This window comes from Leptospira kirschneri serovar Cynopteri str. 3522 CT (assembly GCF_000243695.2).
Lineage (GTDB): Bacteria > Spirochaetota > Leptospiria > Leptospirales > Leptospiraceae > Leptospira > Leptospira kirschneri.
This window is the reverse complement of the sequence record NZ_AHMN02000004.1, coordinates 147,723-171,595: the sequence shown is the minus strand read 5'-3', so window position 1 is coordinate 171,595 and position 23,873 is coordinate 147,723. Positions and strand designations below refer to the sequence as shown.

18 protein-coding genes and 1 tRNA gene are annotated in these 23,873 nt (G+C 37.4%); 3 read left to right on the top strand and 16 right to left on the bottom strand.

Annotated elements, in window-relative coordinates; genetic code table 11:
• Positions 1–345 precede the first annotated feature (345 nt).
• A complete protein-coding gene (omp85, locus tag LEP1GSC049_RS223230; protein ID WP_004758357.1) occupies positions 346–1,791 on the bottom strand; it encodes an Omp85 family outer membrane protein in 1,446 nt (481 codons plus the stop codon).
• 738 nt (positions 1,792–2,529) lie between these two features.
• Here omp85 and LEP1GSC049_RS223235 point away from each other — a divergent pair.
• Positions 2,530–6,219, top strand: a complete 3,690-nt coding sequence (locus tag LEP1GSC049_RS223235) for an Ig-like domain-containing protein (RefSeq protein WP_025178472.1) — start codon at positions 2,530–2,532, stop codon at positions 6,217–6,219.
• Positions 6,220–6,421: 202 nt separating this feature from the next.
• On the opposite strand, the gene LEP1GSC049_RS223240 is transcribed toward LEP1GSC049_RS223235, so the two are convergent.
• From LEP1GSC049_RS223240 to LEP1GSC049_RS223290, 11 genes are all read right to left on the bottom strand, one after another.
• The gene (locus LEP1GSC049_RS223240) at positions 6,422–7,030 is read right to left on the bottom strand and encodes a hypothetical protein (RefSeq protein ID WP_004753896.1); all 609 of its coding nucleotides are present in this window, start codon (positions 7,028–7,030) and stop codon (positions 6,422–6,424) included.
• A gap of 29 nt (positions 7,031–7,059) precedes the next feature.
• Positions 7,060–8,055 carry an adhesin OmpL37 family surface protein gene (locus LEP1GSC049_RS223245; protein WP_004761481.1) on the bottom strand — a complete coding sequence of 332 codons (996 nt, stop codon included), beginning with the start codon at positions 8,053–8,055 and terminating at the stop codon, positions 7,060–7,062.
• Positions 8,056–8,496: 441 nt separating this feature from the next.
• On the bottom strand, positions 8,497–9,018 hold the full coding sequence (locus LEP1GSC049_RS223250; protein ID WP_004777114.1) for a M23 family metallopeptidase: 522 nt from the start codon (positions 9,016–9,018) through the stop codon (positions 8,497–8,499).
• A 482-nt stretch (positions 9,019–9,500) separates the two neighbouring features.
• Positions 9,501–10,901 carry a Na+/H+ antiporter NhaC gene (gene nhaC / locus LEP1GSC049_RS223255; RefSeq protein ID WP_004755408.1) on the bottom strand — a complete coding sequence of 467 codons (1,401 nt, stop codon included), beginning with the start codon at positions 10,899–10,901 and terminating at the stop codon, positions 9,501–9,503.
• On the bottom strand, positions 10,898–12,001 hold the full coding sequence (locus LEP1GSC049_RS223260) for a pseudouridine synthase (protein ID WP_016560443.1): 1,104 nt from the start codon (positions 11,999–12,001) through the stop codon (positions 10,898–10,900). Before LEP1GSC049_RS223260 ends, nhaC begins: the two co-directional genes overlap by 4 nt.
• Before the next feature lie 8 nt (positions 12,002–12,009).
• On the bottom strand, positions 12,010–13,083 hold the full coding sequence (locus LEP1GSC049_RS223265; protein WP_004754867.1) for a PilZ domain-containing protein: 1,074 nt from the start codon (positions 13,081–13,083) through the stop codon (positions 12,010–12,012).
• A gap of 80 nt (positions 13,084–13,163) precedes the next feature.
• Positions 13,164–15,446, bottom strand: a complete 2,283-nt coding sequence (locus tag LEP1GSC049_RS223270) for an alpha-hydroxy-acid oxidizing protein (protein ID WP_004754549.1) — start codon at positions 15,444–15,446, stop codon at positions 13,164–13,166.
• A gap of 16 nt (positions 15,447–15,462) precedes the next feature.
• Positions 15,463–16,590 (bottom strand): tRNA 2-thiouridine(34) synthase MnmA, encoded by a 1,128-nt coding sequence (gene mnmA, locus LEP1GSC049_RS223275; RefSeq protein WP_004755039.1) that lies wholly within the window; start codon positions 16,588–16,590, stop codon positions 15,463–15,465.
• A complete protein-coding gene (locus LEP1GSC049_RS223280) occupies positions 16,587–17,525 on the bottom strand; it encodes a pepsin/retropepsin-like aspartic protease family protein (protein WP_004753991.1) in 939 nt (312 codons plus the stop codon). The genes mnmA and LEP1GSC049_RS223280 overlap by 4 nt, the downstream gene beginning before the upstream one ends.
• Positions 17,504–17,734 (bottom strand): hypothetical protein, encoded by a 231-nt coding sequence (locus LEP1GSC049_RS223285; protein WP_000414477.1) that lies wholly within the window; start codon positions 17,732–17,734, stop codon positions 17,504–17,506. The genes LEP1GSC049_RS223280 and LEP1GSC049_RS223285 overlap by 22 nt, the downstream gene beginning before the upstream one ends.
• A gap of 447 nt (positions 17,735–18,181) precedes the next feature.
• Entirely contained in the window at positions 18,182–19,240 is a 1,059-nt protein-coding gene (locus tag LEP1GSC049_RS223290) for a sensor domain-containing diguanylate cyclase (RefSeq protein WP_004766797.1), read from the bottom strand.
• Between the two features lie 194 nt (positions 19,241–19,434).
• Here LEP1GSC049_RS223290 and LEP1GSC049_RS223295 point away from each other — a divergent pair.
• Positions 19,435–19,507 (top strand) — tRNA-Met (locus LEP1GSC049_RS223295).
• A gap of 775 nt (positions 19,508–20,282) precedes the next feature.
• On the opposite strand, the gene proC is transcribed toward LEP1GSC049_RS223295, so the two are convergent.
• From proC to LEP1GSC049_RS223310, 3 genes are read right to left on the bottom strand one after another with little or no spacing between them, the layout of a single operon-like run.
• Complete coding sequence (gene proC, locus LEP1GSC049_RS223300; RefSeq protein ID WP_004754569.1) at positions 20,283–21,056, bottom strand: pyrroline-5-carboxylate reductase; 774 nt, start codon at positions 21,054–21,056, stop codon at positions 20,283–20,285.
• 1 nt (position 21,057) lies between these two features.
• A complete protein-coding gene (locus LEP1GSC049_RS223305; protein WP_004755313.1) occupies positions 21,058–21,726 on the bottom strand; it encodes a YggS family pyridoxal phosphate-dependent enzyme in 669 nt (222 codons plus the stop codon).
• Position 21,727: 1 nt separating this feature from the next.
• Positions 21,728–22,459, bottom strand: coding sequence for a hypothetical protein (locus tag LEP1GSC049_RS223310; protein WP_004766810.1), 732 nt, complete (start codon positions 22,457–22,459; stop codon positions 21,728–21,730).
• Positions 22,460–22,537: 78 nt separating this feature from the next.
• On the opposite strand from LEP1GSC049_RS223310, the gene LEP1GSC049_RS223315 reads away from it, so the two are divergent.
• Positions 22,538–23,281, top strand: a complete 744-nt coding sequence (locus tag LEP1GSC049_RS223315) for a hypothetical protein (RefSeq protein WP_004753718.1) — start codon at positions 22,538–22,540, stop codon at positions 23,279–23,281.
• Here the strand turns inward: LEP1GSC049_RS223315 and LEP1GSC049_RS223320 are convergent.
• A complete protein-coding gene (locus LEP1GSC049_RS223320) occupies positions 23,253–23,870 on the bottom strand; it encodes an HAD family hydrolase (RefSeq protein ID WP_004754815.1) in 618 nt (205 codons plus the stop codon). The two genes, LEP1GSC049_RS223315 and LEP1GSC049_RS223320, sit on opposite strands and share 29 nt — an antisense overlap.
• Between the last annotated feature and the right edge of the window lie 3 nt (positions 23,871–23,873).

The window sequence follows — 23,873 nt, the reverse complement described above, 5'->3', positions numbered from 1 at the left end:
TAATTTATGTAGCAACCATGGAAGCAATATTGAGTTTTTTGTTCGCCAAGATTTATTTACGATTAACTTACATTGTTTTAAGACGAACGTTCGCTGATTATAATTTAGAGCCTGTAAAATTGAATAACGAATTTTATTACTCGGACATGCCAAAAATTAACGGGAATTTTTTTAAAGATACAGTAACCTTCGCAAAATTGCACCAAACCTAGAATTGTTGGTTTTTTGGAAAGGATTTTACATTCTAAGTTTTGAAACAAGTATATATAGTATTCTTTTCATGCGTTCGAGTAGTAAAAAAATTTTTCTCAGTCGAAATTACGTTCAATAAGATTTTCGTAATTTTCAAAACGCGTGACTAAAATCCACAAACATTTGAGAGTCCTCTTTTGATTTTGCAAAGTCTATCAAAATTACAGTGGCTTGATTCCAGATAATCCTAAACCCACTTCCCCAAGAATGTTTATAACCTTGTAAATTGATTCTTTTTTCGGAATCCCAAACCCTACCTACGTCAAAAAACGGAACTAAACTCAAGGTAAAAAGTTCATCAAAAATTTTGAATGTAGCAAATCTCCAACGAAGTTCAGCACTCCCAAAACCGACCACAGGAGCGACAAAACGATCTTGGCGATAACCTCTCATCGTTTGAAGACCACCGATTCCGGTCATAGGTCCGTCTAAACTCCACATATATCTTACTTCGGAAAAAGGGGCACCGGAAGAAGTGTAACCTAACGCAACTCTTGTGGCGAACACCAATTCCTCAAAAACATCTGGCAGAATCTTATAAAAATATTTTGTCTGAAAAAAAATCTTATTGTAGTTAAAATCGGAACCGGTGCGTTTAGAAACGTTCGCTACATTCAATTCTGCTAATATACCTCGATCCGGGTCTGGTTCAAAATCCCGAGTATCATAGGCAATACCCGCTCTAAAATAAACTATATCTCCTCCGTTGTATCCTCGGATTTTTCCGGCTCTATAATCTTCGGTAAGTTTTGACTCTCCATTTGGAACCGGAGTTTCCCAGATACTTCCGGCAAAATATGGATCTTTAGAAGGATGCCAAATTCCGTCGGAATGACCGATCATATTTCTGGAAATTTCATTTGCAATCACCCATTTCCAAGCCTTCCAAAAAGTATAATCGATTCCATTAAAGAAAGTAGTAGAATTAAACAAATACTGGTTATAACCCTGATCGCTTACCGTTGGAGTAATTTCCGAACCAGTGCGGGAAGGACGAATGTATGATTGAGAAGTTTCGTAGGCATCAAAACTTGCATTCCCTACCCGACCAATCCCAGGTAAATTTCTAGGACTATAAGACAGAGATTGAAGAGAGGATTCTCCAATTCCAAAATATTGAGAATTAGGATTGTAATCCAAACTAAGACTACTTTTCCATCGAAACGCAGTATTTAAGATATAAGGAGAATCAAACTGTATAAAATTATTTTTAACTCCCTGATTAGTTTGAAACAATTGAAGAGTAAGTTTACTTCGATATGCTTCATACTCATAATATAGATCTGTTTTTTTTCCGTTAAAAAATAAACTCGCTCGAATCCCACCTCCTTGTCCTCTTACAGGATCCGAACTCAATAGTGGAATCGCTGTTACATACCAACCTTCTTTTTTTTCTGCAAGTTCACCGGGTTCCAATTTTTTTCCTTCATCCAAAGGAATCCGTGCTTCGGGTAAATTTCTAAGCCCCTCTCCAAAAATCGGAAACAAGTTCCAAATAAAAATCCACAAACCAATCCAGTTCCAAAAAATCCGATTCATAATTTAACGTGAGTTCGATTTATAATAATGAGAAAAGCATTTTCTTTTCTAAGTAGAAGTTCTTTATACGAGCAAGGCCAATTCTTTTACAAAAAATAAAATTCATTACTTAATGAATAGAGTTGTTGAAAAATTCCATAGTTCAATTAGCAAAACTGCTTTAATCGACCGTTTTCATAAAATAGAAATAGATGAAGAATTCATTTTTCAACAACTCTAATTTATTCTACTATTAGAAACCTCTTTGAGTGTATTCTGCTGTAAATCCAAGGTCATATCTATAATTTCCTTTTGAGTTTATTCACCTAATAACTGTAAGATGATATCTATAGCCAACTTCTATTAAGAATCGAAAACATTTGCCTACCACTCTCAAATCTATTAATTCTATATTGAGAAGAATTCCTAAAAAATGAGATTCCAAATGTGAACTAAAACATCTATTTTAAAAATCTATAAGAACTCCGCAACCCTTTAGCCTTTTGAGTCTATTGAAATTAGCCATAAAGCTTTACACAAAACCATACAAAGTCGATTTCGAATTTGAGTTTTAGATTTGTTCCCATGAAAGTTCAAAACCGACCTAATTGGGAAACAGACACCAAGTTATAACATAACCAGTATTTATAGAAAAAGTATGTTAAGATTTTTTTATATTCCAGACGAAAAAAATTGAATTCTTAACCAAGCTAAAAAATCCTTTCTCTACTTAGTTTTGATATAAATTTTTCTCTAGGTTTGTTGGAGCCTTTTTCAGTGAGTTCTTATATAAAGACATTGATTTCTTTTTCTATTTTGATCTTGGGAAGCATTGGTTGCGTCCAAGGAAATGGAAATTCAATGCCATTTTTTGCATATTTAGACTTTAGCAACCGTAGCGCAGATTCTCCTTTTAACGTTTCGCAAATTTCTCCCGGACCCAACGTCACTGGAGTTTCTTTAAACACATCGATCCAAGTCGGTTTTAGTCAAAAATTAGATTCCTCCAGTATTCAACCTCAATCAATTCAACTAACACAAGGAAATACGATCATTCCAGGAAATCTCACTTCTACAGAAAAAACTCTTTTATTCAATCCAACTTCTTCTTTAGCCGCATCGACGGTCTATTCCGTTAGCATTTCTAAAAATATAAAGTCCACGGATGGTTCTTCTCTTTCAGAAGACTATACTTGGAGTTTTACTACCAATACAATTGTTGATTTAGTCGCACCAGACGTATCTTTAAGAACTCCTAACATAGGCGCCAATTTAGTTCCCAACAATACTTCCGTTCAAATTGCCTTTACCGAAACAATGGATTGTGCTTCCATCAACATTGCAAATTTTACATTAAGAAATAACGTTACTAACGTATTAGAACCTAGTAATGTAGTTTGTTTAGGATCCGTTGCCACTCTTACTCCTAATAACCCTCTTGCCTTTAATACAGTTTATCGTGTGGATATTCTTTCTACGGCAAGAGATCTTGCTAATAATCCTCTTGTAAACGCATATAACTGGACTTTTACGACTGGTTCGGCCCCAGACTTAACCGCTCCAACCGTCTCTTTTGCAAGCCCCGCTCCTAACGCACAAAATGTTCCTATCAACGAAACGATCAGTATCGCTTTTAGTGAACCTATCAATTGTGCTACGATCGCCGGAAATATCGTCTTAGATGACAATATACTTATTCCCGGAACTGTAAATGGAACTCCAGGTTGTACAGGCACAACCGCATCTTTTACTCCTTTAGGAAATCTGACACCGAATACGAATTACACAGTCACCATCTCAAACGCGGTTACGGATTTGCAAAACAATCCACTCACACCTAGTACCTGGACTTTTACGACAGCTGCGGCTGCAGATAATATCCAACCTACGGTTACTTTTACTGTACCCTCCGCTAACGAGAACGGCGTAGGAACCAATGTCAATCCTATGGTTGTTTTCAGCGAACCTATGTTATGTGGTTCTGTGACCTCCGCGTCCTTTCGACTAAAAAGACAGGCAACTGGTGTTTATCTGACAGGAAGTGTAAATTGTTTTGGAACTTCGGCTACTTGGACTCCAATTCCTGCAAACCCATTCACTTTTAATACCACTTATACTGTGGAAATCGATCAGGGAGCATTAGATACTTCTAATAATCCTCTCGTCGCAACCAACTGGGATTTTACAACAGGTCCAGGACCTGATCTAATTCCTCCCAGTGTCGCCGTCGTTACTCCCGTAAACGCTGCTGTAGGCGTTCCGATCAACGGAGGTGTGAGCATCGCTTTTAGTGAAGCCATGAATTGTGGAAGTATTTTAGGAGGTATCACTTTAGATGATGATCCTACGACTCCGGCTACTGTGATTCCAATCAATATCAATTGTAACGGAAATACCGTCTCTTTTGCTCCGGCAATTCCTCCACTTGCGTTTAATACTACTTATACGGTGAAAATCGCAAATACGGTTACGGACAGCAATAATAACGCATTGAATGGTGGAAATTACGTTTGGTCTTTTACAACAGGCGTTGCACCAGATCTTGTCCCTCCTCAAGTTTCTCTTGTAAACCCTGTTCCGGGAGCAGCCGGGGTTGCTACAAATACAAACATTACGGTTGCATTTAACGAAACCATCAATTGTTCCACCTTAAATTTTACGGTTAATAACGGAATCAACGGTACTGTGAACTGTTCAGGATCCTCTGCTACCTTTGTTCCTAATGTAGGAACTCCTCTGAATGCTAGCACAAATTATACGGCAACAATCGTAACAGTAAATGATATTTCAGGAAATCCGATCGGTGCCGCGTTCAGCTGGAATTTTACGACCGGAGCTGCACCAGATGTAACTCCTCCTACGATTACGATTCAAAATCTTAGAAATAATTCTATCGTAGAAAGTGGTTTCGTAATCGGAACGGCAACAGATGCGGGTACGATCGCTTCTGTAGAAATTTCTTTGGATGGTGGGGTTTTTGTGCCCGCAACCGGAACCAATCCTTGGAAATTTCAACTTCCTTCGGATGTAAATACTTGGAAACAAAACTCTCAACATACGATCATCGCAAGAGCCAAAGACTTAGCCAATAATAGTACAACCACAGCAACCATTTCGGTTCGAAAAGGAAACAATAAGGATATAAATGGAGACGGATATGTTGACCTTGTATCTGCAGAATACGGACAGGGTTTACTTTATATATTTTATTCTTCCGGAAACGCAGGAATGGCAATTACAAACGCACAATCCGCAAGTAGGATCATTGTAGGAGTTGCAGCGGAAGAATTTGGAAGAACTGTTTCTATGGGAGATTTAAACGGAGATGGATTTGCAGACGTAATCTCTGGTGCTCCTGGTTGGAATGGCGCCCAAGGTAGGGTCTATATATTTCATTCTTCCGGAAATGCTGGAGTCAATATTTCCTTTTCCGGTTTTGCCACTAAAACAATCAGTGGAGCCAATGCGGGAGCTAGATTTGGAGATAGTATTGTTACAGGTGATATAAACGGAGACGGTTACTCGGACATAGCATCAGGAGAACCTATTTTTAACGGTTCTCAGGGTAGAGTTTATGTATTTCATTCCGCTGGAGCCGCTGGAGTTGCACAAACGAACTTGGCTGCTGCAAATTCTACCCTCACAGGAGAAAACGCAACGGATCGTTTCGGATATTCTCTAAGCGTAGGAAATATGAACGGAGATAACTTTGCAGATCTTGCAATCGGAGCACCTGGTTATGGCGCTGGCGTAGGTGGAGGATTTGTAGTAAACCAAGGTAAGGTCTACATACATCACGGAGCAGTTGGTGGACTAGGAGGAGTAATCACAAATCTTACCAATGATAGCGCTGGAAACGCAGGGGAATTTGGTATCAGCTTATTTGCAGCCGATTTTAACGGAGATGGAAATTCCGATCTTGCAATTGGAAGCCCTGGTTTGGGAGGTGGATTTGGAAGAGTTTCCGTATTTACATCCGCAGGTGCAGGTATCAATACGTCTACGATTGGAAATGCTCCACTGATGATCAATGGAACCGGAGGCGCAAACGCATTCGGAGTTTCTTTAACTGCACAGGATCTAAACCTGGACGGAAGACCAGATTTAATTTCCGCAACCATAGTTCCCAATAGGGTATTCGTTTTTCACATGCCGGGCGCCGGACCGATTGGTGGATTTCTAACCACAGGCAACGCAACTACACAAATCACGAGCCTACTTGCAGGAATTGGAGTTTCCGCAAATGCACCTAAAACTCCTATTTCCGGCGGAGACATCAATGGAGACGGATTTCCAGATTTATTTGTCGGTGGAGGTTCGGATAATATTTTTATTTTTCATTCTTCAACGGCTGGAATCGGCTTGTTGACAAATACTACCGGCACCGCCGCAGGAGCAATTACCAGTTCAGGGCTTGCCAATGGTTTTTTTGGATGTAGCGTTTATTGATCGGAATTTTAGTTTCTAGAATCCGTTTTTAAACCAACAACGAAACGATTTTCCAAACAGAAAAATTAAATGGAAAATAACGTATGGATCATGGTCGATGAAAAACAAAAGTTGGCCATAAGGAAATCTATGATTCATTTTTCTAAAAAAAAATTAAGATCTAAACTTTACAGATCGATTCCTAAGATGTAGTAAACTTTTATTATAAAGCCTTTATAGATTTCTTTTTCAAAACTCTAATATACTCTTTTGGGATTTCAAAACTCATAGTTTGAAAAGCACTTAAAGAATATTGAATAGATCTTCCATACAAAATCAGAGCGTAAAAATTATTTCCGTCTCGATCAAATTTTTCAGCCTGATCCAATTCTTCTTTAGCCATTCGAAAGTAAGTAGCCGCTCTTTCCTTCTGAAACGTAGTCATTGAAATTCCAGGACTTCTTTTCTTTTCTGAATATTCGTCCGAATAAAATCGAATCAGATTTTTAGCTGAAACTTTTCCTTCTAAGGTGAAATCGGAAGCAGTTCTAAAAAGCGCCCTTTCTAAAAGTAACATAGACTTTTCTTTTTCCCGAAGAGATTCAGAATGCACCGAATTTTGAAAACGATTATTTAGAGAAGTTAGTCTGCTCCAGTTTTCTTCCTGATTTTGAAACGGAATCGATTTTCTAGATTCTTCTAAAATCCGAATTTTCTTTTCGATCGATTTTTTCTTTTCTCGAAACGAAAGAGTTCCCGAGTCCAAATGATTCTGCAACAACACCAATACAAACAATAAAGAAAAAACAGATCTTACTTTTTTCAAAAACATTTCAATCCTATTCGTATTTTAGAATATACTTAATTTTGTGTTTTTGCAGGAATAGGCGGTAACGTTTCTTTTTGAATCGCGTCACTTGTTTTAATTTCTTCGTTGCTCATATCCATCATAGAAATCCTTCCGGAAGTGATAATACCGTAGTTGTCGTCGTGTATTTCAAGAATATCGATCGGTTTATCTTTGGCTTCTCCGGGAGGTACAATTTTTCTTTGGAGCAGATCGTTATCAATATAATTGATCAAAGTATTTCTCACCTTTTCGTAATCGGTGATACTTTCCTTTTCCACTTCGGCTCTCATATCGTCTAAATTTACGAATTGATATTCTGGTTTATCCTCGGTTGGAGTTTTGGACGCAATCATAGCCAAAAGAGCAAACTTTCTGGCTCTTCGAGCAATTTTGATCCCTTCCCCGTGTAAAAGAAGTTTATAACGAAACTGATAAGGAGCGGAGTTATACGCGATCGTAAAATGATCTTCAGAACTTTTCAGATCCCTAAAACCTAAACGAAGTAGATGTTGTGCAATCTTATCATTACTTCTTACGATTAAAGGAGAAGCGTATTCCAAAAGTATTCTAGAGTTTTGAAGATATTGTTCGTGAGTCGCTTGATAAAGATCTTTCATCTCACCCTGCGCCCCTCTTAAGTTTTTAAAGGAAAGACTATAATTGCTCTGAAAATACAGCATGTTACCATTAAAATCAAATTGATTTGCCTTTTTCAAACTGTTGTAAGAAGGAAGTGCACCTAACTTTTTAAATAATTCTACTTTGTCCCCGGTTCCAGTAGTCGTGTTTCCCGCCTCCGTCTTAGTATTGTTAGGCGGACTTGAATCCGAATTTGCAGACTCCAAAATTGGCGCCAGGTTACTCACACATATATTGATGAATTTAAGATTGGTTTTATTTTCCCCAATTAAAATCCCTAAGTTGATCTGATCCGGCGAAACCGCCCAAAGCAGTTCTCCGAAAACTAATATAATTACGATCAGTATGGTTTGAATTTTAGAAAGCATGGTGTTCTCTATCTTTCAATATCGGCCTACTCGATTTTTTTCACTGAAAAAATCACAAAAAATACCACTCTTTAAAGTAGAATTTTATCGTGTAACCCGATTTAGCTTTTCATTTTTTACGGATAAAAACGGCCATTTGGATCCACAACAAACAAAATAAAATTGGTATATCAATTATTAATTTTCGTTTTGCCCGAAATTTCATTATCCTTTAGACTTTTGAAAATTTTTATTCAGAATCTACCTAAAACTCTTCGACCAGTCCATAAAAAGGCGTCCGTTGAGTCTTATAAATACGGGAACTACTATTTTGAAATTGAATCTAGGAGATAACTAAAAACCTATATAACGTGAGTTCAGTATAACATACAAAAGAATTTGAACGTGAAAACCACACAATCTATGGAAATAAACTACCACATTTAGATTTAAAAATTCATTTTATAGATTCGAATTTGTAAAATACGAAATCGGATTTAAATAAAACATTTTTTTCCATCCCTCCCTATCCTGATCCACAAGCCAGACATAAGGTAAGGGGGTAATGATCGAATAATGTAAATGTAATGGTTTACCGATTGCGTTTCCAGTATTACCAACGATTCCAATGACTTCTTCTCGATTGATCCAAGACCAAGTTGAAATTTTAATTTCCTTTAAATGCGCATAATAATGAAACCTCCATTTAGGACCGAGGATTAAAATTACATTTCCACCCATTGAAATCTCGCCACAAAAAATAACTAAACCTGAGGTTGCAGAAAAAATCTTCTTTCCTTGTTTTGCAAAAATATCCACACCTTTGTGAGTCCCAGACCGCCCCCACGGATAAAACCAAAAAGATTGAGGATGATAACTAGAACGATTTGCACCCTCCACCGGCATTGAAATATTTTGCGGAAAGACAAATCCAAGAAATACAATCGTTATGAGAAGTAAGAAAAGAGAATTCTTTTGTGTCATTTTAAAATTTAGATTATTTGTGAATAAAAAATTCAATACTATTTTAATGTGATTTAGATATGTTTTATAAAATCGAGCACTACATTTCGTTGCAGACTTTCAAAAAGCAGTTCGACTTATTTAACGTGAGTTCGATATAACGCGAAAGGGATCGATGAATGAACTAAAGCACAACGCTTTCCTGAACTCAGCGTCTCACTCTCCATGGATCGTTCGACAGGTCGCGTTGGAAACTCAACACAACGCTTTCCTAAGGGTCGCGTTGTGGAGTCAAGTTATTGAAATTAAAGAAATTGAATGTATAACTATAGCACACAATAACTTGACCGGCTCTAAAGAGCCTGTTCCCGTTTTATCTTTCTTTTTACAAACCATTGGCGGGATTCGACCCAATTTTCTTACATCGAACTCACGTTATTTAATTTTCTCAAAAAAAAATTATATCAAATATTTATAATATTCTTAAGTTATAATTCTAGAAATCAATTTTTATTTTTCCGAATCGTCCATCCGGTCCAAGCGCAGGCAAGGGAAATGATAGGGCTACATAAATTTAAAATAGCATACGGAAAAAATACAACCACAGGAACTCCAAGCGCGGCTGCCATAAAAGAACCACATGTATTCCAAGGAACCAACGCAGAAGTCATCGTACCTGAATCCTCCAAAGCCCGAGAGAGATTTTTAGGATCAAGACCATGCTCTTCGTAGGATTTTTTAAACATCTTACCCGGCACTAAAATCGAAAGGTATTGATCCGAGGAAATTAAATTTGCAGAAATACTAGTAAAAATCGTTCCCGTCAAAAGAGATCGATCTGTATTCGCATATTTTAATATACCTTTTGTGATTTCCTGAATCAAACCGGCTCCTTCCATCGCTCCCGCAAAAAACATAGCCGAAAAAATCAGCCAAACCGTAGGAAGCATAGAAGCCATTCCTCCTCTCGAAAGTAAAGCATCCGTAAGAGGGCTTTGACTCTTAATCGAATTTCCTTTAGAAGCGGCGTTTAAAATCTGTTTGTAAATTTCCGGAAAGTCTAATTCGGAATGTTGTAAAAAAACTCCGGATACTACTCCGGAAAGAATTCCCGCAAGAATTGAAGGTATAGCCGGAATTTTAAAATAAATCATTACAAAGGTCAAAATAGGAGGAATCATCAAAGCGGGGTGGATTCGAAAAGATTGTTCGAGCAAACCGATCACCTCGTTTACCTTTTGATCCCCACTTTCAGAACCAGAATAATCCAAACCAGTCCAAGTAAAAAACACAATCGCAATACAAAAAGCGGGGATCGTAGTATATAACATATGTTGAATATGCGTAAAAAGTGGAGTTCCAGCGATCGAAGAAGCCAGATTAGTCGTTTCCGAAAACGGGGAAAGTTTATCTCCAAAATATGCACCCGATACAACGGCGCCCGCGGCGATTCCAGAAGGAACGCCTAACGTGGTTCCGATTCCCATCAACGCAACTCCTACGGTTCCCGCCGTAGACCAAGAACTTCCAGTAATTAAAGAAACAACGGAAGATAAAACACAAGCGGTTACCAAAAAGAAGGAAGGTTTTAAAATTTTTAATCCCCACACAATCATAGAAGGTACAATTCCGGACCAAATCCAAACTCCTATTAGAGATCCGATCAATAGAAGAATGAGCACAGGTTTTAGTACATTTTTCAAAGATTCTAAAATTCTTTCTTCTAGAACGTCCCATTTTACTCCAAGACGAATTCCAAGTAAACTTGCAACCGTTCCGGAAAGAATCAAAAGCATCTGCGCGGGACCATCCACGGTTCCATTTCCAAACACAACTCCCGCATAACCGAGTCCCATCACAAGAACGATTACAGGAATAAAAGATTCGAACAATCCTGGATTCACAAAAAATCCTCCGGAATAGGAGCCGTAATTTTCATTTTTTTATTTGTGACCGGGTGATTCAAACAAACTGCATACGAATGTAACGCTTGTCTTTTCATTCCCAACCGAACGACCAGATCTGGATTTTTTCCTTCTATAAATTCTAAAAAAACTTTTTCGTCTTTTCCATAGAGTTTATCTCCAAATAGCGGAAAACCTAAACTAAACAAAGTAGCTCTAATCTGATGCATACGCCCCGTAATCGGCCTGCATAATAAAATAGAATGATCCTCTTGGTTTAAAAGAACCGATCCCATTTTTTCATTCTTCGTATTTTGAAATTGAAACTCTATTTTAGAAAATTTGAATTTTGATTCGCGCCTCCTATCGAATTCAACTTTTTGAAAGTAAGTCAAAGAAATCTCCTCCTGCTTCTCCATAATAGAATTATCAAATAGATATTTTTTATTTCTTTTTAAAAAATCAAATTTTAAAGGGACAAACGTTCTCTTTTTCCTGATTTTAGAAGAAAGGTCCGGTTTTAAAATACCATACGCCGATTTTCTTTTGGGAAAATCTCCATATACTTTTGTAATATAATATTTTTGAATATTCCCTAAACTAAACGATTTAGACAAACTGGAAGCAATCTCCGAGTTTTTAGCGAACAATATCACGCCCGAAGTTTCCCTGTCCAACCGATGTATCGTAAATAAATCTTTAAACTTGCCAGATTCCTTTAAAAAAGTGAGAAGATTTCCTTTTCTATAGATTCCAGCGGGATGAACCGGGAGATCACCTGGTTTATCAATCGCTACAAAAAACTCGTCTTCATAAAGAATTTTATAATCGTTTCTAACCGGAGGTTCTTCCTTTTGGATCGGATGATAAGAAACTAAATCCCCTTCCTTAAGAGAAACTCCCGGTTTAACCGTTTTACTAGAAACAAGGATTCTCCCCTCGGTAATTTCTTTTTGCCAAACCGTTCTAGAATGATAAGTGAATTTTTTAGAAAGAAAATGATCGAGTCTAGTTCCGGATTCTTCTTTAGAAATTAGAACCTGAAGTCGTTCAGATAAAGTCCCCACTTCTTCTTTGATGGAAATAATAGGATCGATCAAAACAAAACTCAGGTTCGATTTTCCTTGGAATCGATATAAGTTTGAATCATATTTTCTTCTCTTTCGTTTAAGTTAAAAAATTCGCAACCGATTCGAAACATTTTATCCGTGTTGGTGATATTTCGTATTACCGCGCGAAACGTTCCCTTATTTTCCGCAGAAAAATTGATGTCAAATAGAATGGTTTCTCCTACTGCAAAACTTCTAGAAAAGAAAATAGACTGATGATGAAAGAAACCTACTCCTTGCATGGATATATTGTCCACGTTACATTTCTCTTTGGATTCCTGAAAAAAACCGGAAGCGATGATTTCTTTAGAAATCGAGTTCGCGGTAATATTAGCGGTATTGAAATCGCTCGCACTCAGTTCCTTATCCGAAAGAATCTGAACGTAACCCAATGGAGTATAACCTTTATATCGAATCATGATCGAAATTTCAGAAACGATACCTGATTCCAAGTTATTTACAGCAATCAACTTTTGATATTCTGAAAAGGTAAGAAATTGAAAACCCGCACTTCCATCTGATTTCGCATAACGGTCCAAAACGTAAATCGGCTTATCAAAATTGTACATCAACCTGAGTCTGTTATCCATTTTGTCCGAAAAAAAGATACTGGAAAGAGGATAAGTTTCCTTGAGAAGTTTCGCGTGTTTCTTAACGATTCCGTCTATCTTTTTATCGGCAAATCCGATCGCTTTCCTAACCTTATATTGATTGATGATATTCGTAAGAGTAATTTGAGATCCCGAATCTATATGAACTCTTTTTTCAGTTCTCTGAGCGATAGTCACTTGAATTACACTCGTAAATAAAAGTTCCACACTGTTTGCAGGATTGTGAAGTTCGACAGTGCAAAAAGCCGCAAATCTATGATTATTATGAACTAAAAACAATTTTCGATTTTGTTCGTTAGGAATTCCAGGAGGAAGGGTGACTACAATTCTAAAAGAATCTTTAAGACCAGCTACTCTTACGGGAAGTGGACGATTGTCTACGAATATCACTACGGGAAGTCTAGTAAAAAGAGATTGAAGAATTTTATGAATTCCTTCTGCGTCATTGATAAACTTATCCATGATTCTTTCGTCCGAACACGACCCGTAGATTTACGGTTCGAATATTAAACCGTAAATTTTAAGTTAGTAAAACGATTTTCTCATTCAGTCGGAGAATTTTCTTCGTCAATTTTTTTCCGAAAGAGCAACTCCATTCCAATATCTTTCAAAGTTTCGGTTCCAGTAACATTCATCGACTGCAAAAGATTATCAGTATATTGTGAAATTAGAAACCGAACTCCGGCAACTCCACCCCCAACCGCAAAAATCGCCATTGGTCTTCCCACTAGAACCGTATCCGCACCCAAAGCGATCATCTTAAATACGTCCATGCCGCTTCTCACTCCACCATCCACCACAATCTGAATCTTATCACCTATAACATTTCTAATTCCAGAAAGAACTCTAGCGGTCCCAGGCATATCGTCTAAAACTCTTCCACCGTGATTGGATACGACTATACAATCCGCACCTGCATCGATTGCAAGTAGCGCGTCCTGTGGGGTCATGATACCTTTGACGACAAAAGGTAACTTAGTAAAAGAACGAATTTTCGCAAGTTTAGAAACATTTCTGGTAATCGAGGAAATATTTTTCAAAGTCATCGTCTTAAAATTGACCGCGTCTACGTCCATACCGATCGCCAGAAGACCAGATTTTTCGGATTCTTGAAATCTTTCCTTTAAAAGAACCTCGTCTTCTCTAGGTTTACAGATCAAAATCGCGTCTGCTTTCGTTTTACGAATCGCTTCCAACATAATCAAATATTTTTCCGGACTGGCACCATCACCTAACCATGCTAAGGTTCCAGAAGTCTGACATCCTTCTAATAATGTAGCCGCAAACGTAAACTCATCCATAGCGCCGTTCATATTCGTAACGGCTCCGGTCATTGGAGCCGCCATTACAGGGGTTCTGAATTTTTTTCCAAGAAAGTGAGTTTCTGCCGAAGCCCGGGTATGTTCTCGAATGTATTTAGGAAGAATCGAATATTCCCGTAGTGCGTTGATATTATCCTGGAAAGTAAGCATTTTTCCCAAAGCGCCCATTCCAGGAACCCCAGAAGCACAATCGGTTCCGTCACAAACTTTACAAACCCAGCATACTTCTTTTCCAAAACGTAATCTGGCGTTTTGTTGAATTTCTTTTTCGGAAATAGAATAGAGTTCGTCACAAGTAAATCGAATCGTGTTTTTTACTTTTTCAAAAACCTCCTCGGCTTTATCTAAAGTATCCGCACTGATAATTACGTGTCCCGTCTTTTCAATGTTATTCGTAGGTTCTTGGATAATATCACCGATCTTATTCATAAAAAATAGATCGTTGACTCCTTCTATTTTACGAGTCTCCTCAATTCCATCGATGGAAATAAGTTTTCCTCTAGGGGCCAAAAGACAACGTTCTATGGAAACTCTATTAGCGGTAGGAGTTAGATTGTCCGGTTCTTCACCTAACGCGATTAAGATGGCGGCCCGATTTAAGTTAATTCCAGAAGAAAGAGGAAAGGTAAACGCGGACATAAAACCGCCTGACAATCTCGCGGCGATTTCTCCTACCTTAACTCCGTCCGGGGTGACTTTAATATCCCCCTTCCCGGCTCCAAGAGTAATTCCAAGAGCCTTCATACTTCGAAACATTACTTCTTCCACTTCTTTTAAAATAGAAGGACTCAAAGCGGAAGGCATGTTATGCCCCATCTCTATAAAATAAGGTTCTCTTTCGATAATTCTATCTGCAATTCCAGTGATTACAAAATTTCCGTTCCAAGTGAGAGCATCCACGGAAACTTCCGGACCGGGCATATATTCTTCTAAAATCATCTCTCCCGTAGGAGAATATTTTTTTGCGTGTTTAAACGCGGCTTGTAACTCTTCCCTATTTTCTACTTTGATAACTCCTCGAGCACCCATGTTGTCGGCGGGTTTCATTACGAGAGGAAAATTCAAAAATTCTAATGCGTCTCTCGTATCAGAAAGACTCCATACAGGAGCAAAACCGGGGAGAGGAATTCCAGCTTTTTTCAAACGTTCCCGCATTTTTACTTTGTTAGAAGCGGCTTCCGCGTCCACGTATCGAATTCCGGGAAGATCGAGAGCGTTTGCAACCGCAGCCACGGTCATACTCGCATCGGTTCCGGCGGTAATCACTCCGTCGATTTTGATTTTAGTGGCGAGTTTTTTGGATTCTCTCACCATTCCTTCAATATCTTTCGTACTCATCACCATAGGAATGTCGCAAATTTTCATACCAGGAGCTTCACCGTTCATATCTGCGACTACGGTGGTAAGTTTCATCATTTTAGCGGTTTGAATGATGGGGACCTGTAAAAGCCCCCCTCCTACGATCAAAATCGTCTTTCCAGTAATTTTATGACTTAGAGACAAAAAAGAAAATCCTCGTTCAATTTAATACAGAAATCGCAGGTTCCGTAATTCGCATTTGAATGCTTCCCTTGGAGATAATTCCACCTAACAGTAAATAATCGGAGTCCAAAGGATAAAACACCGCGGATTGTCCAGGAGTCACTCCTCTTACATCTTCTAGGGGATGAACGCTAAGTCCTTCTTTCATTTTTGTAATATTACAACGGATCGGAACATGTCTGTAACGGACCTGAACCCTACATTCTAGAGATTCTCCCTCGTTCAAAGGAGCAAGTCCTTGAAAGTTTAGATCGATTACGGAGAAAGATTCGTTGTAAGTTTCATTCTCTTCTCCTAATATTACGGAACCGTCATCTTCGATCGAAATTACGTAAAGAGGGTTTTTCCAGGCGATTCCCAGTCCCTTTCTCTGACCGATCGTAAAATTTTCACGACCCTTGTGTTTTCCTACGATACGACCGTCTTTCAGTTTAAAAAAACCGGGAGTAAACTCTACGTTTTTCTTTTCCAAAAATTTTCTGTAATCGTTCTCCGGAATAAAACAAATTTCTTGAGACTCTGATTTATCCGCGACTGAAAGCCCCATCCTTCTTGCAATTTGCCTCACTTCCGGTTTTGTCATTTCACCGAGAGGAAAAATTACGTTTTTAAGATTTTCTTGAGAAAGTCCGTACAAATAGTAGGCCTGATTTTTTCCGGTATCAATCCCATTGGCAATCGCGTAACGCTCTCCGTTACGCGCAATCCGGGCGTAATGACCGGTTGCAATTTTATCGATTCCGAGCGCCTTGGCCTTTTCAAAAAGAGCTCCGAACTTCACAAAAGTATTACATTCCACGCAAGGATTTGGAGTTTTTCCGTGTTGATAGTCTTCTATAAAACGATCGATCACTTTTTCTTGGAATACCTTTTCCATCTTGATTACGTAAAACGGAATTTTTAAGGAAATACCAACGTCCCTAGCGTCTCGAATATCCTCCGGAGAACAGCAGGATTTTTTAGTGGTATCACAGGCAGGAGTTTCGTATTCCCAAGTTCTCAGATTAACTCCGATCACTTCGTATCCATCTTCCATGAGCAAACCGGCGGTCACCGCGCTATCTACCCCCCCACTCATCGCCACTATGATTTTTCCTTTGTTCATCGGTCTTTCCCTACTATACCTATAAGACTCCGTTTCATGTCCAAAAGAATTCTATGTTTGTTCAGCCAGTTCACACCTAGAACACCTTGAATTCTAATCCCACTGGAGGGCTTCGAAAGTTCAACCGGAAGTCCAGAAGGAAGAATTTCCAGATCCTCAACACAAATAGACGTCGGAATCAAACAAAGTTTACGAACAAATTTAGTTCGAATGTTTACAACCTTTCCTTGAAAATTTAATACCGAGACCGATCTGCTCGAAAAAGTCTCTTCTACAATACCGGGTAACGGATTAGGAAGTTCCAAAACGCTGGGCTCGGCTCCGGTATCTAAAATTAGAAAAGATTTATCTTGAGTACCGTAATTGACTTCCAATACGGGAAGACCGGAAACAAAACGTAGTGGTTCCGCATCTCTTTCTAGTCCATATAAATTTGAGATTGAGGAAAGTTTTCCGTCCAAAATCTCCAGAAAACGGATCTGAGTCGGGTATTCTAATATTATAATTTTATCATATAATGAATCAATACCAATAATCCCGTCCAATTCCAGATGGCCGGAAAAGTTATGAGAATACACGGTTATATCTTTAAAAATAGGAAATACGTTGTGAAACAATTGGATGGTTTTGGTTTTTCGGTAGGAATCATCCTTACCTCCCGGATAAGAAACCGAAATCCTTTTTTTGGAATCCAATTCCGTAAAGTATCGTTCATCCAAAAATGAAAATCTAGAACCAGTATCCACCAAAAAACGAAGAGGTTTTTGATCCGGTGAGAGAGAAAGTTGAATAAAACGAAATCCGCTTTTTACATAAAAAGGAAGAGTTATTTCCATTCCCCCCGAAATCGGAATCACTTTCGTTTTGGAAGGAATGAAAGAACAAGAAAGAAAAGATAAAACTACAAATATCCTCAGGTTAACTTTTTGATACATTTTTGATTGGAACATCGTGTGTAATCGATCACGCAGTCCCTATATTGGATTCCCGTAATCGGGTCCGCAGGTTTATATTCTATAAAACAAGAATACGGAGAGAAATCAAATTTTTCTTTCCCGAGAGCCCTATCTTGGATTCGTTTTGTGAGTTCTTTTTCTTCAAACTGAGTCAGGGGGATTTGGTACAGAAGAGGATTTTTTTCCATACTGTACTGATCGGCATATTTTCCAAAAAGAAAAGTTTTTCTAGAATTTATTTCAAAAACTTTTTTTAAAACCAGAAGGATCTCTAATAAAAACGTCGGCCGGAAATTCAGAAAAAGTAATAGTTCCTACACTTTCAAAGTTTAACTGCAGAACTATAAAGTAGAATGCCGAAACGAGGATTCGGCTCTAAATTCATTAGTATTCTATTATATAGAAATAAACTACAAAATAAAATCCCCTACATTCATTTTTATTTTTTACTATAAAAACAAAGATTTAAGAAACGAATTCTTTCAGTGGAACCTTTGCGTTAACAAACAAAAATCCTTTTAAAATTAGATTCAAAAAACTTCTATTGAAATCCAAGATTAAATGTTTGGTTTAAATCCTAGTTTTAAAAATGGTCATCGAATTCAAAATTTATTCTATAACAATAGTAGTTTTCTCTAATTTTCTTTGTAACAAACAGTACGATTTTTACCGGAATGTTTAGCCGTATAAAGCGCCTTATCTGCTCTTTCAATCAAATCTCTGTTATTTCTATCCTTAGGCCAAAACTCAGATACACCAACCGAAAGAGTAACCTTTAAATCGGGACCTCCGTTTGGATTTTTCACAGAACTGGATTCTACCGCTTTGCGAATCGTTTCCCCCATTTCGTATCCTCTTTCCAGATCCGCACCGGGCATTACCAAACAAAATTCCTCTCCTCCATATCTCGCTGGAATATCGTGTTTCCCTGCTTGACGGATCAATTGTTTAGCCACTTCGATTAAAACCTGATCTCCTGCCTGATGTCCATGAGTATCATTGAACTTCTTAAAATTATCCACGTCTGTGAACAAAAGAGTAAGATAGGATTTTTTCTTTCTGCAACGATCCATTTCTTCTTTAAGTTTTGTCTGAAAATAATGATGTACTTTAAGTCCGGTCATCATATCTACCGTAGCGAGTTCGTAGAGTCTTGAGTTTTCCACCGCAATTCCGGCAAGAGTAGAAAGAGTTGTTAGAAAGTCTCTATCCTCTTCTTGGACCTCATTCATGGTCATTTTCTCTCCTAGAACCAAAAGTCCATTCACTTTTCCTTTTGCGTTCAATGGAATGATCAGATCGGCTCCGATTCCTCTCAAAAAATCTACCTCGTTTACAGCCCTACCCATATTCTCTTCGATTTGATTTACAGTCATTGCTTTCATTCTAGTTTCTAAAAATTGAATCAAAGCAGCATTTGTTTTAATTCGAAAAGATTTTTCGTTTTCGGAAAGATCAAACCCTTTATAACTTGGATCCAACTCGAAAAAATCGGAATCCGCTTCCGGACTGACATAAATCGCAGCCTGTAGAGTCTGAAGCTGAGCAAGACAGATATTTAAAATCGCATCCATTAGATATTTATAATCTAATGTGGAATTTAAAGCTTTACTAATTTCTAATAATTGTTTTTGATCATAGATTTTCTTTTCCAGATATTCTATCATCAAGGGATCGTTTTCTTTACTGATCAAACGGTTGGTTCTCCAGTCTCTAGATACTAAGGGAGTATTTTCCAATTTTACGCCGAACATATCCGGCGATCTTTTTCATTCTTGTGATTTCTTTTTTACGAAGATTATCAGACCAATTTTTCATAAAAATCAATTCTTTTTGTCGATTTATTCTTGCTTTCAAGACCCATCCACCAATACTTGCCCGTAGACACCGCGCGGTGGAGCAGCTGGTAGCTCGTTGGGCTCATAACCCAAAGGTCATAGGTTCGAATCCTGTCCGCGCTAGTGTTTTAATCCTTCCACTTTACTTTTCAAGATAAATTTTAATCCAAAGAGTTAATTTCATCTATAACAACAGCTTTTTATAAAAAGTTTGCTTTCTTTTTTATTTTTGGAATCAAAATAAAATCTAAATTTTCGTTTTATATCTTTTGATTCACAAAATTAGTCACAAAACACTATTTTTTCTAAATCACTAAATCTCAATTAACGTGTATCGTGTAAGGAATTCATTTTTCTGAAAAAAGTTGAAATCTAAATTTTGTAGATCAATTCCTAAAATGTGGGAACTACCACAAATTAGGATCTTACGAACAAATTGTAAGAACTCATACTTAGAAAATTATTTCTCATTTTCTTAAGTCAAACTCACGTTAATTATATGAAAACTCATACAAAACTGTAAATTTATCGTTTTGAATTATCCATTGTTAAAATGTGGGAACTCTTACAAGTTACGATCTTATATTTAAAAGTAGTTCTTCTACTTATAATACTACGAACGAAATTCACTAACGTAATTCGATGAACTTTTATAAAGCTGAATTTTTCCGTAAAAAGTTAGATGTGGGAACTACCACAAATTTGGGTTTTACAGATAAATTTTGAAAATTGTAAGAACTCATACTTTTAAAAATATACTTTCTAATTTTCTAAATTCATTTATGGGTTTTGAAACCCTTGTTGAAAGTAATTTCTACATTTTTATAAATTTTAGTATATATTGAAAAACAGATCCAAATGAATTAGAAACAAGTATATATTTTTTGTTTAAAAGATTTTAAATTCCTAGTTCTTTAGAACGATTCGTTGCCGCTTTCACCGCCTCTAAGACCGCATTGTTAAATCCGTTTTTTTCTAATTCCACAAGTCCAGCAATGGTAGTTCCGCCTGGGGAAGTTACCTTATTTTTCCACACTTCTGGATGAGTTGTCGGATCTTTTTCTCTTTCCTTTCTAAGAAGCTGTGCAGAACCGATTACTGTTTGTATGCTAAGATCCAACGCCTCTTGATATCCCAAACCGGAAAGAACCCCACCTTCTGCCAAGGCTTGTATAAATTTAAAAACATAAGCCGGCCCCGATCCGGAAAGTCCAGTAACGGCATCCATGAGAATTTCGTTGCTTAGTTTCACGGAATGTCCTAAAGGCTGAAAAATCTCGGAAACGGTTTCGTATAACTCTTCGTCTCCGAAAAACCCGATCGCGCCTTCAGAAACTAGTAAAGGTAAATTGGGCATTACCCTTACTACCCTGGATCCCGTCGGAAGATTTTTTAGAATCGTATCGATATGGATTCCAGCGGCAACAGATATAATTTTTTTAGGAACCTTGATTTGTTTTAAAAGTTCGATCACCTTTCCAGGTTTTACACAAACGAGTATTAAATCGGACTTAGAAACAAATTCATCCCAGGAAGATATAAGTTCTATTTTTTGATTGGAAGTTATATAAGGATCGTATCCCAATAACTGTGTCGGATAACGTTCTTTAAGAGAGAAATAAATAGCTCCTCCCATATTTCCGCAACCAGCGATTCCTATCGTATATTTCATATCAGTTTCTTTCTCCAAAAATCGCACTTCCGATCCTGACAAAGTCGCTTCCTTCTTCGATAGCGATTTTATAATCTCCAGACATTCCCATAGAAAGTTTCGCTTCCGGTATATAATCTTTTTTGAATTTAGAAAGTTCCCGAAAAACTTCCCTGGTTTTAATAAGATCTCCATCCGAAGGCCCCATTACCATGAGTCCCTCTAACTTGCAGTAAGTATTAGACAATTTTTCTTTTTGTTTTAAAAGTTCGATCAGTTCTTTTCTTTCGAAACCGTGTTTTGTACTTTCTCCAGTTAAGTTCGTTTGTAAAAAGTATAAGATCTTTTTTTCTTCTTTTATTGCTCTAGTTAGAAGTTCATTTACGATCCCAGCACTTCCCACTCCGTGCGCGTATGAATATCCTGAAAACAACTTTCGCAAAGTTCCACTTTGAACCGGTCCGATATGATGTAAAATCAGAGACTTATTTTTATTTTCCAACCACTGTGAAAATTTTTCGATTCCTTCTTGAATTCTATTTTCACCGAAATGAACGACTCCACATCCAATCGCTTCTTTGATTTTTTCGATCGGTTGAAACTTAGAAACGGCTATGAGAGTAGGAGGATTTTCTGGTCTGAGTTGTTGAAGTTCCTTGTAAATTTTTTGATAACTCTCTAAAATTCCCATATTATTCTTTTATTTTTAGTCTCTCCATTTCCCTTTCTAACTTTTGAACCCTTTTTTCTAAACTTCTTCGATCTACTTTATGAGTTTTATGTTTTTTCTTTATATGAGAAATTCCTAATTTTCTTTCTAAACGATCTACCCTGTTCTCTAAGGATCGAATTTTTTTTCCAATTTTAGAGGTAGAATGTTTTTTGATCTTAGATTTTTTAGGGGAACGCCTTTCAGTTTTCCGATCAACTTTTTCAGGTTTGTCTTCCCAATCTTTCATCCTTTCCTTTTTTGGTTCTTCCTCTTTGTAGACGTTTGTTTCCTCTTTGGATAGTGTAGTCGAAACTTTCGGTGTTTTTTCTTTAGCTCTTCCCTTATTTACGTTTTTATATTTATCGTTTTCTTCCCTCAGCTGCTCTTCAGGAATCACACCTTGTTTTGTTTCTTCAGGCCATTCTTCTTGAACCGCTTTGTTAGGTGGTAGACTTTCAGATTCATGATTGGAAAATTCTCCTGGAACTTTCTTTTCCGTCGGAAGAGTATTTAAATCGTTGTGAGACTCTGAATTCATCTCCGGATTTAAAATCACTCTGTCTATTTTCGAGTTGTTTGAAACTTCCTCACTTTCCTTCTTTTTTAAAAATTTAGAAATATCCTCCCGGAAAAGATAACTATAAACAATCAACGATCCTAGGAGTAAAACTAAGATTCCGGAAAGTAGAATTTTCAACTGGTCTCTTCTCATGGGTATACCTGTTTTTTAATATCGGTTTTTAGTCTGTTTTTAAGTCTCATTTTCTCCGAATAGAATCTTGTGAGAATATTGTTTTTCTCGGTAATCTTATTCGCCCTTTGTTTTTTGGAATCTGCTCAGATAGAACTTTCCTCTTCTCCAGTAAAAAGAGACGAAGATGAAATGAGCCGAGTTTTGATTTTAGAAAAGATACTCTCGGATTGGAAACAATACAATCTTTTTCTTGTGGATTCCTTTGAAGGTTCCAGGCCTTGGGAAATTTATAGAAGTGTTTCGTTTTTAAACGAAATTCGTTTTAACTCTCAGATCCCGGAGAATTCTGCCTTTTCTAAAGAAAGAGAATTTTATCCTACTCTTTCTACTACAAACGACTATCGCTCTATGATGGTTCAGACCTTTTTCGAAAATCCGAAACACTCACATTTAGAAATTCGTCCGAAAGAAAAAATCAGATTACCAATCGGAATTCCTACTCGAATTTTTTTTTGGATGTATGCCTCTTCCCAAAACGCAAAATTAGAATTAGTTCTCCACCAGTATAAATCTAAAGAAATAGTAATCGATTTAGTAGATTTGAGTTTTGAAGGTTGGAAACGGATCGAGAAAAAACTAGAGATCCCAGCTCAAAACATAAAACTGAATCGAAATCTACGTTATCCGTTCGAAGTTGCCGAAATTCGTTTGATCCCCGGTCCGTTTCAGAAAAAAGGAGAATTTGTTTTTTATCTGGATCGTATGGGTATTCTAATCGATACAAGAGATGAAAGTTATCCCGGTGCGGAGATCAAAGATAATTGGGGTACTGGTCTCTAAAAAATTCTCCGAGTTGGGAAGTTTTTTTCGGATCGAATTGAAAAGTATCCCATCCCATATAACCAGCCGCCTCTACGTTAGTCGCATTGTCGTCTATCAACACATAACGCATTCCTGGATAATCAGTTTGAATCCATTGAAAATATTCCTCCGCCGGCTTTCTAACACCTAGTTCACAGGAAAAATACAACTGATCAAATTGAGAAAATACTTCCTGCATTTCAGTAAATTTTTGAAGTTCTTTATACCAGACGGAATAATTACTTGCCAGTACTAGTTTATTTCCGTTTGCCTTGAGTAATTTTACAATTCCTACCGTTTCCGGTATCAATCGCACTTTGCTAAACATAAGTTCTTTGATCTTCTTAGGATCCGGTAAATCACCGTTTCTATATTCCGGCAAATAAAACCTTTCTAAAAATTCTTCTTCTTCAATTTGTCCTTTTTCAAATTCTATAAACGCGTTTCTTTCTCTTCCCTGGATAAATTTTTCTCTCGATTCGTTTGGGAGCATTTTATAGAGTGCAGAATGGAAAGGATCCTTAATTAAAGTATCCATCAAATCGAATACAAATAAAACCCCGCTCATAGA

Bases quoted from the DNA above. Each gene is read 5' to 3' on its own strand.
- omp85 (WP_004758357.1), bottom strand. From the start codon at position 1,791: ATGAATCGGATTTTTTGGAACTGGATTGGTTTGTGGATTTTTATTTGG.
- LEP1GSC049_RS223240 (WP_004753896.1), bottom strand. From the start codon at position 7,030: ATGTTTTTGAAAAAAGTAAGATCTGTTTTTTCTTTATTGTTTGTATTG.
- LEP1GSC049_RS223245 (WP_004761481.1), bottom strand. From the start codon at position 8,055: ATGCTTTCTAAAATTCAAACCATACTGATCGTAATTATATTAGTTTTC.
- LEP1GSC049_RS223250 (WP_004777114.1), bottom strand. From the start codon at position 9,018: ATGACACAAAAGAATTCTCTTTTCTTACTTCTCATAACGATTGTATTT.
- LEP1GSC049_RS223265 (WP_004754867.1), bottom strand. From the start codon at position 13,083: ATGGATAAGTTTATCAATGACGCAGAAGGAATTCATAAAATTCTTCAA.
- mnmA (WP_004755039.1), bottom strand. From the start codon at position 16,590: ATGAACAAAGGAAAAATCATAGTGGCGATGAGTGGGGGGGTAGATAGC.
- LEP1GSC049_RS223280 (WP_004753991.1), bottom strand. From the start codon at position 17,525: ATGTATCAAAAAGTTAACCTGAGGATATTTGTAGTTTTATCTTTTCTT.
- LEP1GSC049_RS223285 (WP_000414477.1), bottom strand. From the start codon at position 17,734: ATGGAAAAAAATCCTCTTCTGTACCAAATCCCCCTGACTCAGTTTGAA.
- proC (WP_004754569.1), bottom strand. From the start codon at position 21,056: ATGAAATATACGATAGGAATCGCTGGTTGCGGAAATATGGGAGGAGCT.
- LEP1GSC049_RS223305 (WP_004755313.1), bottom strand. From the start codon at position 21,726: ATGGGAATTTTAGAGAGTTATCAAAAAATTTACAAGGAACTTCAACAA.
- LEP1GSC049_RS223310 (WP_004766810.1), bottom strand. From the start codon at position 22,459: ATGAGAAGAGACCAGTTGAAAATTCTACTTTCCGGAATCTTAGTTTTA.
- LEP1GSC049_RS223320 (WP_004754815.1), bottom strand. From the start codon at position 23,870: ATGAGCGGGGTTTTATTTGTATTCGATTTGATGGATACTTTAATTAAG.